Origin of the sequence: uncultured Aquincola sp., from assembly GCF_964001545.1 — a bacterium.
In the GTDB taxonomy this organism is placed as follows: Bacteria; Pseudomonadota; Gammaproteobacteria; order Burkholderiales; family Burkholderiaceae_C; genus Aquincola.
Genome location: NZ_CAXFDV010000166.1, coordinates 1 through 12822 on the forward strand (window position 1 = coordinate 1; position 12822 = coordinate 12822).

The 12822-nt window shown below is 69.1% G+C and carries 13 protein-coding genes and 1 pseudogene; 11 read left to right on the plus strand and 3 right to left on the minus strand.

What is annotated here, in order from left to right:
* From ABNT58_RS05580 to ABNT58_RS05630, 11 genes are all read left to right on the plus strand, one after another.
* Nucleotides 1-1224: RNB domain-containing ribonuclease (locus tag ABNT58_RS05580; protein WP_348752514.1), on the plus strand; the 1224-nt coding region annotated here is incomplete at its 5' end.
* A 6-nt stretch (nt 1225-1230) separates the two neighbouring features.
* Nucleotides 1231-2097 carry a TonB family protein gene (locus ABNT58_RS05585; RefSeq protein ID WP_348752515.1) on the plus strand — a complete coding sequence of 289 codons (867 nt, stop codon included), beginning with the start codon at nt 1231-1233 and terminating at the stop codon, nt 2095-2097.
* Nucleotides 2094-2945 (plus strand): shikimate dehydrogenase, encoded by an 852-nt coding sequence (aroE, locus tag ABNT58_RS05590; protein WP_348752516.1) that lies wholly within the window; start codon nt 2094-2096, stop codon nt 2943-2945. Before ABNT58_RS05585 ends, aroE begins: the two co-directional genes overlap by 4 nt.
* A complete protein-coding gene (locus tag ABNT58_RS05595) occupies nt 2942-3703 on the plus strand; it encodes a transglycosylase domain-containing protein (RefSeq protein WP_348752517.1) in 762 nt (253 codons plus the stop codon). Before aroE ends, ABNT58_RS05595 begins: the two co-directional genes overlap by 4 nt.
* A gap of 24 nt (nt 3704-3727) precedes the next feature.
* A complete protein-coding gene (locus ABNT58_RS05600; RefSeq protein ID WP_348752518.1) occupies nt 3728-4342 on the plus strand; it encodes a hypothetical protein in 615 nt (204 codons plus the stop codon).
* On the plus strand, nt 4339-4863 hold the full coding sequence (locus ABNT58_RS05605) for a TlpA disulfide reductase family protein (protein WP_348752519.1): 525 nt from the start codon (nt 4339-4341) through the stop codon (nt 4861-4863). Before ABNT58_RS05600 ends, ABNT58_RS05605 begins: the two co-directional genes overlap by 4 nt.
* A 243-nt stretch (nt 4864-5106) precedes the next feature.
* The gene (accB, locus tag ABNT58_RS05610) at nt 5107-5574 is read left to right on the plus strand and encodes an acetyl-CoA carboxylase biotin carboxyl carrier protein (protein WP_348752520.1); all 468 of its coding nucleotides are present in this window, start codon (nt 5107-5109) and stop codon (nt 5572-5574) included.
* 10 nt (nt 5575-5584) lie between these two features.
* Nucleotides 5585-6934: an acetyl-CoA carboxylase biotin carboxylase subunit gene (gene accC / locus ABNT58_RS05615; protein ID WP_348752521.1), complete on the plus strand. Its 1350-nt coding sequence runs from the start codon at nt 5585-5587 to the stop codon at nt 6932-6934.
* 180 nt (nt 6935-7114) lie between these two features.
* Nucleotides 7115-8017, plus strand: a complete 903-nt coding sequence (gene prmA, locus ABNT58_RS05620) for a 50S ribosomal protein L11 methyltransferase (protein ID WP_348752522.1) — start codon at nt 7115-7117, stop codon at nt 8015-8017.
* Nucleotides 8014-9192 (plus strand): zinc-ribbon and DUF3426 domain-containing protein, encoded by a 1179-nt coding sequence (locus tag ABNT58_RS05625; protein WP_348752523.1) that lies wholly within the window; start codon nt 8014-8016, stop codon nt 9190-9192. The genes prmA and ABNT58_RS05625 overlap by 4 nt, the downstream gene beginning before the upstream one ends.
* A 31-nt stretch (nt 9193-9223) precedes the next feature.
* Nucleotides 9224-10129, plus strand: coding sequence for a carbohydrate kinase family protein (locus ABNT58_RS05630; protein ID WP_348752524.1), 906 nt, complete (start codon nt 9224-9226; stop codon nt 10127-10129).
* A gap of 94 nt (nt 10130-10223) precedes the next feature.
* On the opposite strand, the gene ABNT58_RS05635 is transcribed toward ABNT58_RS05630, so the two are convergent.
* The 3 genes and pseudogenes from ABNT58_RS05635 to ABNT58_RS05645 form a co-directional block, all read right to left on the minus strand.
* On the minus strand, nt 10224-10745 hold the full coding sequence (locus tag ABNT58_RS05635) for a hypothetical protein (RefSeq protein WP_348752525.1): 522 nt from the start codon (nt 10743-10745) through the stop codon (nt 10224-10226).
* A gap of 203 nt (nt 10746-10948) precedes the next feature.
* On the minus strand, nt 10949-12079 hold the full coding sequence (locus ABNT58_RS05640) for a ribonucleotide-diphosphate reductase subunit beta (RefSeq protein WP_348752526.1): 1131 nt from the start codon (nt 12077-12079) through the stop codon (nt 10949-10951).
* Between the two features lie 218 nt (nt 12080-12297).
* Nucleotides 12298-12822: pseudogene (locus ABNT58_RS05645) on the minus strand (ribonucleoside-diphosphate reductase subunit alpha); the annotation flags it as partial.

Genomic DNA, 12822 nt, shown 5'->3' on the forward strand with positions numbered 1-12822 from the left:
CTGGCCATTGCGCCGGGCAGCGCCATCGACAAGGTGGCGGGCGAGCGCCTGTCCACCGTGTACATGCCGGGCTGGAAGCTGACCATGCTGCCCGACGAGGTGGTGCAGCGCTACACGCTGGCCGAAGGCCAGGACTGCCCGGCCGTGAGCCTGTACGTGACCATGGACGAGGCCACGCTGGAAGTGCGCGCCAGCGAGACCAAGCTGGAGCGGGTGCCGATTGCCGCCAACCTGCGCCACGACCAGCTGGACGATGTGGTCACCGAAGCCACGCTGACCGGCGAGGCGCCGGCCGGCTATGCCTTTGCGCCCGAGCTGGCCTTTGCCTTCCGCCTGGCGCGCCACCTGAAGGCCCAGCGCGAGGTGGTGCGTGGCAAGCCCGAGAACTTCAACCGCCCCGACTACAACTTCCGCCTGGAGGGCCACACCGCCGAGCCGCAGGGCGACGAGCGGGTGACCATCAGCACCCGCCGCCGCGGCGCGCCGCTGGACCTGATCGTGGCCGAGGCGATGATCCTGGCCAACAGCACCTGGGGCGGCTGGCTGGCCGAATGCGGCCTGCCCGGCATCTACCGCAGCCAGGCCAGCCTGGCGCCGGGCATCAAGGTGCGCATGGGCACCAAGGCGCTGCCGCATGCCGGCATGGGCGTGGCGCAGTACACCTGGGCCACCTCGCCGCTGCGCCGGTACGTTGACCTGGTCAACCAATGGCAGATCATCGCCTGCGCCCGCCATGGCCGCACGGCCGCACTGGCCGCGCCGTTCAAGCCGAAAGATGCGCAGCTGTTCTCCGTCATCTCGGCCTTCGACGCTGCCTACGGCGCGTACAACGACTTCCAGCACGGCATCGAGCGCTACTGGACGCTGCGCTGGCTGGAGCAGAACGGCGTGACCGAGCTGGACGCCGCGGTGATGAAGGACGGCCTGGTGCGCGCCGACACGCTGCCGCTGGTGTTCCGCGCCTCGGGCTGCGAGCAGCTGCCGCGCGGCGCCCATGTGCGGGTGCGCATCACCGGCATGGACCTGCTGACGCTGGACCTGCATGCGCAGCTGGTCACCCGCCTGGACGATGCGGTGGCCGAAGTGGCCGGCGAAAGCGAAGCCGAGGTGGACGACGAGGTGCAGGAAGCTGCGCCGCTGTCGCTGGCCATCGACATGGCCGATGCCGGCGATTCAGCCGAAGCCGGCCAAACGCAGGAGGGTGCCGCCCCGGCGGCGGCCTGACCCACCATGCTGCGCCGCTGGGGCACGCTGCAATGGGCGCTGGCCGCCTCGGTCGGCGTGCATGCGGCGTTGCTGGGTGTGCAGGTAGCGGCGCCGCGCTTCGAGCTGCAGCGCATGGGCGAATCGCCGCTGGAGGTGATCCTGGTCAACGCCCGCGGCAACGAGCCGCCGCGCCAGGCGCAGGCGCTGGCCCAGGCCACATTGGCCGGCGGCGGTGAAGCGGCGCAGGGCCGCGCCACCTCGCCGCTGCCGCCCACGCTGGAAGTGCGCAGCGGGCAGGACACCGACAGCCACCAGCGCCGCATCGAGCAGATGCAAAGCCAGCAGCAGCAACTGCTGGCCCAGGTGCGGCGCGAGCTGGCCATGCTGCCGCCGCCCGACCCCCAGCGCGACACCGGCACCGCCGACGGCGATGCCCAGGAAGACAAGCGCCGCCAGATGCTGAGGCTGCTGGCCGAGATCGAGACCCGCATCAACCAGCAGAACGCCGAGCCGCGGCGCCGCTATGTCAGCCCTGCCACGCGCGAGGTGACCTACGCCACCTACTACGACCGGCTGCGCCGCCGCATCGAAGAACGCGGCACGCAGGACTTTCCGCGCTTCCAGGGCCGCAAGCTCTATGGCGAGCTGACGATGAACGTGACCGTGGACGCGCTGGGCCGCGTGGTGGAAGCCGAGGTGCTGAAGTCCTCGGGCAACCGCCACCTCGATCAGCGTGCCGTCGCCATCGTGCAGGCCGCCGCGCCTTTCGGCCGCTTCAATGCGGCCATGCTCAGCGAGGCCGACCAGATCGTCGTCACCTCGCGCTTTCGCTTCACCCGCGACGACGGGCTGGAAACCACGCTCTCTGCCTCCGCTGCCCCCAGGAAATGACCACTGATCTTTATGCCGTCATCGGCAACCCGATCCAGCACAGCCAGTCGCCCTTCATCCATGCCGCCTTCGCGCAGCAGACCGGCCAGGCCCTGACCTACACCCGCGTGCTCAGCCCCTTCGACGGCTTTGCTGCCACCGTGGCCGACTTCGTGCGCCAGGGCGGCAAGGGCTGCAACATCACCGTGCCCTTCAAGCTGGAAGCGGTGGCCGCTGCCGCCCGCGTGAGCGAACGCGCCGCGCTGGCCGGCGCCGCCAACGTGCTGGACCTGCGGCCCGACGGCTGGGTGGCCGACAACACCGACGGCATTGGCCTGGTGCGCGACATCGCCCACACCGGTGCCGCGCTGGCCGGCAGCCGCGTGCTGCTGATCGGCGCCGGCGGCGCCGCGGCCGGCGCACTCGGCCCGCTGATCGAAGGTCGCCCGCGCGAGGTGGTGGTGGCCAACCGCACGCCGGCCAAGGCGCAGGCGCTGGCCGAGCGGCATGCGGCGCTGGCGGCGCAGCACGGCGTGGCGCTGCAGGCCTGCGGCCTGCAAGATCCTGAGGGCGCTTTCGACATCGTGCTCAACAGCAGCGCCAGCAGCCTGCAGGGCGCCGAGATCCCGGCGCCGGCCTCGGTGCTGCGGCCGGGCACGCTGGCCATCGACCTGATGTACGGCCCGGCGGTCGAGCCCTTCCTGGCCTGGGCACGTGCCCATGGCGCCCAGGCGCACGACGGCCTGGGCATGCTGGTGGAGCAGGCGGCCGAGGCGTTTTTCATCTGGCGCGGCGTGCGCCCGCAGACCGAGCCGGTGCGCGCCGCGCTGCGCGAGGCGCTGGCCGCCAAGGCCCGGCAGCAGGCATGAAGCAGGCCGGCCGCCTCATCGCGCTGGTGCTGCTGTGCGCCGTGGCGCTGCAGCTGTACTTCGGGCTGCGCGTGGGCTTGATGGCGGTGGTCGATCCGCAGTCCACCGCCTTCCAGCGCAGCGAGGCGCGGCGGCTGCTGGCGGCCGACGGCCAGGCGGCCTGGGCGCAGCAGTGGGTGCCGTATGAGCGCATCTCGCCACAACTCAAGCGCGCCGTCATCGCCAGCGAAGACGCCAGCTTCGTGGACCACGGCGGCGTGGACTGGGAAGCGATCGAGAAGGCCTGGGACCGCAACCTGCAGGCCGAAGCGCGGGCCGCCAAGCTCAACCAGCAGCTGGCCCAGCGCCAGGGCAAAAGCGCCAAGGCCACGCCCACGCCGGCGCAGCCGCGCATCGTCGGCGGCTCCACCATCACCCAGCAGCTGGCCAAGAACCTGTTTCTTTCGTCGGAGCGCACCACGCTGCGCAAGGGCCAGGAACTGGTGATCACCTACATGCTCGAAGGTCTGCTGAGCAAGCAGCGCATCCTCGAGATCTACCTGAACAACGTGGAATGGGGCGAAGGCCTGTTCGGCGCCCAGGCCGCGGCGCGCCACTACTTCCGGGTGGACGCGGCGCAGCTCGGCACGTCGCAGGCGGCCCGGCTGGCGGTGATGCTGCCGGCGCCCAAGCGCTTCGAACGGCGGCCCGCCTCGCCTTACATCGTCGGCCGTGCCGGCACGGTGGCGGCCCGCATGCCGGCCGTGGAACTGCCTTGAGAAAGCTGCCGCATGAGTGAATCCATGACCGCCGACATCGCCGCCACCGCCGCCCGCCTGGTGGTGGAAGAAGGCATGGAGTACGGCCCCGCCAAGCGCAAGGCGGCCCGTTCGCTGGGGCGGTCGCGCCCCGGCGACCTGCCGAGCAACGAAGCGGTGGAAGAGGCGGTGCGCGAATACATCGCCGTGTTCTGCGCCGACACCCAGCCGGCCGAACTGGCCGCGCTGCGCAGCCTGGCCCTGCGCTGGCTGGAGCGCCTGGCCGAGTTCCGGCCGCACCTGTCGGGCGCGGCCTGGCGCGGCACCGCCACCCGGCTGTCGGCGCTGCACATCGACCTGTACTGCGACGATGCCAAGTCGGCCGAGATCGCACTCATCAACCAGGGTGTCGACTACGACGTGAGCAGCCTGCCCTCGCCGCGCGGCGAGCCGGTCGACCTGCTGTCGCTGGCCAGCTGGAGCCCCGAACTGCAAGAGCACGTGACGCTGTTCCTGGCGGTGCGCGACCTGGACGACCTGCGCGGCGCCCTCAAGCCCGATGGCACCGGCCGCACGCTGTGCGGCGACCTGGGCGCGCTTCGCCGGCTGATGGCCCAGGCCGACGAGGACAAAGGCGGCGCGGAGACAATCGAGCGATGAACCGACGCAGTACTCTTTTTGCCGGCGTGGGCCTGGCCGCCGCAGCGGCCGGCGCGGGCCTGGCTTGGTGGCGGCTTCACCCCGGCGCGGCGGACGACGAGGCGGTGGCGGCGCTGTGGTCGCTCAGCTTCGCGCGGCCCGAAGGCGGCGAACTGCAGATGGCCAGCCTGCGCGGCAAGCCCCTGGTGCTGAACTTCTGGGCAACCTGGTGCCCGCCCTGCGTCAAGGAGCTGCCGCAGATCGACCGCTTTCACACCGAGTTCAAGCCGCAGGGCTGGCAGGTGGTGGGCCTGGCGGTGGACGGGCCGACGCCGGTGCGCGAGTTCCTGCGCAAGCAGCCGCTGGGCTTTCACATCGGGCTGGCGGGCCTGGAAGGCACCGACCTGTCCAAGCGGCTGGGCAACAGCGTGGGCGCCCTGCCCTTCACGGTGGTCTTCGGGGCCGATGGCCGGCCGCTGCAGCGCAAGCTGGGTGAAACCAGCTATGAAGAGCTGGCTGGCTGGGCCCGATCTGCCGCTTGATCGGGCATTGCGGCTTGTAAAGCCCTAACACCCTTCTATTTTTTGTCAACACCGGGTAACGGCGGATAAACCGCGTAGAGTTCGCTCCCCGCAACCCTGCTCGCCATTATTTGCGGCGACGTTGTTCCGCAGCGACACAGGGTGGACGAACGGGCGGCCGATGCCAGCCGTTTCGCCAAAAAACTGGACTGATCGCGCGTGATGCCGGGCCTGGCCCCGGTCTCGTGCGCAGGAGAACGAACAATGGATCTGCGCAAGCTCAAAACGCTCATCGACCTCGTGTCGGAATCGAACATCTCCGAGCTCGAGATCACCGAAGCCGATGGCAAGGTGCGCATCGTCAAGGCCGACCCGCAGGCAGCGCCCCAGGCCTACCTGCCGGCCGCAGCGCCCGCCCTGCAGCAGATGGCCGCCCCCCTGGCGCCCGCACCGGCCCCCACCGCCACGCCGGTGGCAGAGGCACCGGCCGAGCCCGCCGGGCATGTGGTCAAGTCGCCGATGGTCGGCACCTTCTACGCCGCTTCCAGCCCGGGCGCCAAGCCGCTGGCCGAGGTGGGCCAGTCGGTCAAGGAAGGCGAGCCGCTGTGCATCATCGAAGCGATGAAGATCATGAACGAGATCGAGGCCGACAAGAGCGGCACGGTCACCAAGATCCTGGTGGACAACGGCCAGGCTGTCGAGTTCGGCCAGCCGCTGTTCATCATCGAGTGAGGTCGGCCGCGTGTTCAAGAAACTGCTGATCGCCAACCGCGGCGAGATCGCCCTGCGCATCCAGCGCGCCTGCCGCGAGATGGGCGTGAAGTCGGTCGTCGTCTACTCCGAAGCCGACCGCGACGCCAAGTACGTGAAGCTGGCCGATGAAGCCGTGTGCATCGGCCCCGCGCCCTCGGCGCAGAGCTACCTCAACATGCCGGCCATCATCTCCACCGCGGAGGTCACCGACGCCGAGGCCATCCACCCCGGCTACGGCTTCCTGTCCGAGAACGCCGACTTCGCCGAGCGGGTGGAAAAAAGCGGCTTCGTCTTCATCGGCCCCACGCCCGAGTCGATCCGCATCATGGGCGACAAGGTGTCGGCCAAGCAGGCGATGATCAAGAGCGGCGTGCCCTGCGTGCCCGGCTCCGAAGGCGCGCTGCCCGACGACCCCAAGGAGATCATCAAGATCGCCCGCGCCGTGGGCTACCCGGTGATCATCAAGGCTGCGGGCGGCGGCGGTGGCCGCGGCATGCGTGTGGTGCACACCGAAGCAGCGCTGCTGCATGCGGTGCAGACCACCAAGGCCGAAGCCGGCGCTGCCTTCGGCAACCCGGCGGTGTACATGGAGAAGTTCCTCCAGAACCCGCGCCACATCGAGATCCAGGTGATGGCCGACTCGCACCGCAATGCGGTGTGGCTGGGCGAGCGCGACTGCTCCATGCAGCGCCGCCACCAGAAGATCATCGAAGAAGCGCCGGCGCCGGGCATTCCGCGCCGCGTGATCGAGCGCATCGGCGACCGCTGCGCCGCCGCCTGCAAGAAGATCGGCTACCGCGGGGCGGGCACCTTCGAGTTCCTGTACGAAAACGGCGAGTTCTACTTCATCGAGATGAACACCCGCGTGCAGGTGGAGCATCCGGTGACCGAGATGGTCAGCGGCATCGACATCGTGCAGATGCAGATCCGCGTGGCCGCCGGCGAGAAGCTGCCGTTCGCGCAGCGCCAGATCCAGCAGCGCGGCCACGCCATCGAAGTGCGGGTGAATGCCGAGAATCCCTACACCTTCGTGCCGTCGCCGGGCCGCATCAGCATGTGGCACCCGCCGGGCGGCCCGGGCGTGCGGGTCGATTCGCACATCTACAGCAACTACTTCGTGCCGCCGAACTACGACTCGATGATCGGCAAGATCATCGTGCACGGCGACACCCGCGAGCAGGCCCTGGCCCGCATGCGCACCGCGCTGGACGAGACGGTGGTCGAAGGCATCCAGACCAACATCCCGCTGCACCGCGAGCTGATGGTCGATGCCAAGTTCATCGAGGGTGGCACCAGCATCCACTACCTGGAAGGCTGGCTTGCGCAACACAAGCGGTGATGTCGACCCCCAAGCTCACGGCTTCGCCGCTTCGCTGCCCCCCGAGGGGGCGCGCAGCCGCCTTGAGGCGGCTTGGCGGCGGTGTGTCAGCCCCCAAGCTCACGGCTTCGCCGCTTCGCTGCCCCCCGAGGGGGCGCGCAGCCGCCTTGAGGCGGCTCGGCGGCGGCTGCGGAGGCCTCTATGTTTGAACTGATCCTGCGCGCCCCCGAATCGCTGGTCGAGACGGTGTCCGATGCGCTGATGCTGGAGCTGGACGCCTTGTCGGTGTCGGTGGAAGACGCCGATGCCGACAGCGAGGCCGAGCAGGCGCTGTTCGGCGAGCCCGGCATGCCAGCGCCCAAGGCGGGATGGCAGCGCTCCACGCTGCGCGCGCTGTTCCCGGAAGAAGCGGCTGCCACCGAAGCCGCCACGCTGTTGCTGGCCCAGGACTGGGCCGCCGACGTAGCGATGCAGGGCCTGCAGCCGGTGCCCGAGCAGGATTGGGTGCGCCTGACGCAATCGCAGTTCGCGCCGGTCGAGATCACGCCCAGCTTCTGGATCGTGCCCACCTGGCATGAGCCGCCGGCCGCCGCACAGCAGGTCATCCGGCTCGACCCGGGCCTGGCCTTCGGCACCGGCACCCACCCCACCACCCGCATGTGCCTGCGCTGGATCGCCACGCAGCCGGCCGAGCGCCGTGCCGGCTGGCAGCGCGTGCTGGACTACGGCTGCGGCTCGGGCATCCTGGCCATCGGCGCCGCGCTGCATGGCGGCCACGCCATCGACGCGGTCGACATCGACCCGGCGGCCGTCACCTCCACCCAGGCCAACGCCCAGGCCAACGGCGTTCAGCTCAACGCCGGCCTGCCCGAGCTGGCCAGCGGCGCCTATCCGCTGGTGCTGGCCAACATCCTGGCCACGCCGCTGAAGCTGCTGGCGCCGCTGCTGTGCGGCCATGTGGCGCCCGGCGGCGACCTTGTGCTGGCCGGCATCCTCGAACGCCAGGCCGACGAGCTCACGGCTGCGTACGCGCCCTGGTGCCAGCTGGCGGTGCACGACCGTGAAGACGGTTGGGTGTTGATGACGGCGCGCTTCACGTCATGAGCCTGGCCACCCGCTGCGCGCAGTGCGGCACCGTGTTCCGCGTGGTCGAAGACCAGCTGAAGGTGTCCGAGGGCTGGGTGCGCTGCGGCCGCTGCGAAGCGGTGTTCAACGCGCTGGAATCGCTGTTCGACCTGGAGCAGGAGGCGCCCCCGCCCTGGCCCGGTGGTGCGGAAGCTGAAGGCCCGCAGGGCCCCGCTGGCGCCACGATCTCGCCGCCGCACGAACCCGCGGCGCCGCCGATGGCCGCCCGCAGCAGCCACCCGCTGGGCCCGCTGGAACCACCGCCGTTCGAACCCTCCGACCTGCCGGACGAAGACCAGCCCGCTTCGGCCCGGCTGGACCACCGGCCGCTGCTGCACGAGCCTGACGACGCTGCGTATGCCGCCGGCTTTGGCAGCACCTACCGCGACGCTCGACCGCCGGCCGATGCGCCGGCAGCCCGCGAGCCGGAGCGCCCGCGCTTCGAGCCCACACAGGCCCCGCTGGACGACGATCTGGACGACGACGAGCCGCGGCTGTATGGCCGCTCCTCGCCACTGCCCATGCGTGAATCGCCGCCCGACCTGTCGGCGCCGGCCCGGCCCGCTGCTGCCCCCGCCGCAGCGGCGATGGCAGCGCCCGCTGCCGTGCCCGAATTCATGCGCCGCACACCGCCGGTGGCCGGCAAGGCGGCACGCCGGGCCGCCCCTGCCACGGCCTGGCAGCGGCCGGGCGTGCGCACCGCCCTGGCGGTGGTCTGCGTACTGCTGGCCCTGCTGCTGCTGGCCCAGGTGGCCCTGCGCTGGCGCGACGTGCTGGCCGCCCGCTGGCCTGAGTCGGCGCCCGTGCTGCGCGGCCTGTGTGCCGTGGCCGGCTGCGAGGTGGAGCCGATGCGCCGGGTGGACAGCCTGGCCGTGGACAGCAGCGGCCTGGTGAAGCTGGAAGGCAGCACCGACCAGTACGAGTTCACCGCCACGCTGCGCAACAACGACCGGGTGCCGGTGATGCTGCCTTCGCTGGAGCTGACGCTGACCGATGCGCAGGGCCAGGTGGTCTCGCGCAAGGTGCTCAGCGCCGCCGGCCTGGGCGCCAGGGGCAGCACCATCGCCCCGGGCGCCACGCTGCCGCTGCAGGGCGTGCTGGCGGGCGGCGACCGCAAGATCACCGGCTACAGCGCCGAGATCTTCTACCCCTGATCCTTTTCGTTCCCTTCTTCAGGAGCCACCCATGGCCGCCCTCATCTGCGGATCGCTCGCGTTCGACACGATCACCAACTTCCCGGGCCGCTTTGCGCAGCAGATCCTGCCCGAGCAGGTGCACATCCTGAACGTGTCCTTCCTGGTGCCCACGCTGCGCCGCGAGTTCGGCGGCTGCGCCGGCAACATCGGCTACACGCTGCAGGCGCTGGGCGGCAATGCGGTGGTCATGGCCACCGTAGGCAGCGACGGCGCCGACTACGTGGCGCGCCTGCAGGGCCTGGGCATCGACACCTCCTGCGTGCGCACCGTGGCCGACAGCTACACCGCGCAAGGCATGTGCATCACCGATGCCGACAACAACCAGATCTGGGCCTTCCATCCGGGCGCGATGAGCATGGCGCACCTGACCGAGGTGCCCGCGCGTGAAGACCTGAAGGTGGGCATCATCGCGCCCGATGGCCGCGACGCGATGCTGCTGCATGCGCAGCAGATGTATGCGGCGGGCATCCCCTTCGTGTTCGACCCGGGCCAGGGCCTGCCGATGTTCGACGGCGCCGAGCTGCGTCGCTTCGTGGAGCAGGCCACCTGGGTGACGGTCAACGACTATGAAGCCCGCATGCTGTGCGAACGCATGGGCACAGACATCGAGGCGCTGTCACGCTCGCATCTGAAGGGCGTGATCGTGACCCTGGCCGACCAGGGCTGCGAGGTGTGGCAGGACGGCCAGCGCACGCTGGTGGCGGGCGTCAAGGCCAGCGACGTGCTCGACCCCACCGGCTGCGGCGACGCCTTCCGGGGCGGCCTGCTGTACGGCCTGGAACGCGGCTGGGACCTGCCCCGCTGCGCCGCGCTGGGCAACCGCCTGGGTGCCCTCAAGATCGGCAGCCGCGGCGGCCAGAACCACCAGATCGACCCGGCGATCGCGGACGCCTGATCGGGCGCTGATCGGGCAAAGAAAAGCCCGGCGCTGGGCCGGGCTTCACATCGCTGCAGCAGGACCACCTGGCGGTGGTCTCAGCTGCGCACGATCAGGGCTTGTTGCCGGTCGGGAAGGGCCAGGCCGCAGCCGGGCTCAGGGCCGTCTTTGCCGCAGGGGCAGCAGGGGCACTGGGGGTCGGCGCCTTCTTCGCAGCCTTCTTGCCAGCCGCCTTCTTGGCGGGCGCAGCGGCAGCCTTCTTGGCCGGCGCAGCGGCCTTCTTGGCAGCAGCCTTCTTAGCCGGGGCAGCGGCCTTCTTGGCGGGCGCCGCAGCCTTCTTGGCCGGTGCAGCAGCCTTCTTCGCCGGAGCCGCCGCCTTCTTGGCCGGTGCTGCCTTCTTCGCCGGAGCGGCCTTCTTCGCGGGCGCCGCCTTCTTGGCCGGTGCCGCCTTCTTGGCCGCAGCCTTCTTCGCCGGTGCAGCCGCCTTCTTGGCCGGTGCAGCCTTCTTCGCCGGAGCGGCGGCCTTCTTGGCCGGGGCCGCCTTCTTCGCGGGGGCCGCGGCCTTCTTCGCCGGTGCCGCCTTCTTGGCCGGTGCGGCCTTCTTCGCAGTTGCCATTTCAATCTCCTTGATCAAGTTGCAAACAGCACCCTGCTGCTCGAGTACAGCAAGGTGGCCCACCGTCCGCGGTCTTCCGGCTTGCGCCGGCTGCCTCGGTACGGTGAACGGGGTGGCGGTCCGGGAGCCCGGCTTCTATGGCCGTGCTTCTCGTGCCGCGGATCTTGATCTCTTCACACCAGGGAACTGTCTGCTGCCGATCGGGGGATCGAAGCGCGCGTTCAGTCCCAGCTCAATGCGCCACCGGATTGGTACTCGATGACGCGGGTTTCGAAAAAGTTGCGCTCCTTCTTCAGGTCGATCATCTCGCTCATCCAGGGGAACGGGTTTTCCTCGTTCGGGAAGAGCGGGTCGAGGCCGATCTGCACCGCGCGCCGGTTGGCGATGTAGCGCAGGTAGCCCTTGAACATGGACGCGTTCAGACCCAGCACGCCGCGCGGCATGGTGTCTTCGGCATAGCGGTATTCGAGGTCGACGGCCTTGAGGAACAGCGCCGTGATCTCGGCCTTGAACTCCGCCGTCCACAGGTGCGGGTTCTCGTTCTTGAGCTGGTTGATCAGGTCGATGCCGAAGTTGCAGTGCATCGACTCGTCGCGCAGGATGTACTGGTACTGCTCGGCCGCGCCCGTCATCTTGTTCTGCCGACCCAGCGCCAGGATCTGCGTGAAGCCGACGTAGAAGAACAGGCCTTCCATCAGGCAGGCGAAGACGATCAGGCTCTTGAGCAGCGTCTGGTCGTTCTCGGGCGTGCCGGTCTGGAAGTTGGGGTCCATGATCGCGTCGATGTACGGGATCAGGAACTCGTCCTTGTCGCGGATCGACGGCACCTCGTTGTAGGCGTTGAAGATCTCGCTCTCGTCCAGGCCCAGCGACTCGACGATGTACTGGTACGCGTGGGTGTGGATCGCTTCTTCGAAGGCCTGGCGCAGCAGGAACTGCCGGCACTCGGGCGCCGTGATGTGGCGGTAGGTGCCCAGCACGATGTTGTTGGCCGCCAGCGAATCAGCCGTGACGAAGAAGCCGAGGTTGCGCTTGATGATGCGGCGCTCGTCGTCCGTCAGGCCGTTGGGGTCCTTCCAGGTCGCGATGTCGCGCGACATGTTCACCTCTTGCGGCATCCAGTGATTGGCACAGGTGGCGAGGTACTTCTCCCAAGCCCACTTGTACTTGAACGGGACGAGCTGGTTGACATCCGTCTGGCCATTGATGATGCGCTTGTCGGCCACGTTGACGCGGCGCGTGCTGTGTGCAGCAGCGGCGGCAATCGATGTGCCTGCGACAGGGGCAGCAGCCTTGGATGCAACGGGGGCTGAAGGCGTGAACGCGGCGGTTTGCAGAGCCGACGAGGCCATCGCTGCGCGGGGTGCTTGGACCATCGCGTCAACAGGTTGTGCAGCTCTTTCAGGAGCCTTGGCTTCGAGCGGCTTGTCGTCTTCCCAGACCAGCATGTATGTACATCCTCAGGTGTTGAAATTATCGGAGTGTTGTGTTCAAACACCAAGCACTTATTGACATCAATGCGATGTCGATGTTGCCGCTTCGCATCGACAACATCGCATCGCTCACACCCTCACTGACAGGCTTCGCAGCCCGGGTCGTCGATGGCGCAGAACTTGATGTCGGTGGCCGGCTCTGAAGCCGCTTGGGCACGTGCCTGCGCAGCCGCTGCATCGATGGCGGACATGCCACCGCTGCCGGCTTGCGAGCCCGAGCTCACGGCGTTCATCGCACCGGCCTTGACCGTCGACTTCTCTGCATGGGTGGCGCCCATGGTGCGCAGGTAGTAGGTCGTCTTGAGGCCACGGATCCACGCGAGCTTGTAGGTCTCGTCGAGCTTCTTGCCCGAAGCACCGGCCATGTAGATGTTCAGGCTCTGCGCCTGGTCGATCCACTTCTGGCGGCGTGCAGCAGCTTCGACCAGCCATTGCGTCTCGACCTCGAAGGCGGTGGCGTACAGCTGCTTCAAGTCTTCAGGCACGCGGTCGATGCGGCGCAGCGAACCATCGAAGTGCTTGAGGTCCATCACCATCACGTCGTCCCACAGGCCGAGCTTCTTCAGGTCACGCACGAGGTACTCGTTGATGACGGTGAACTC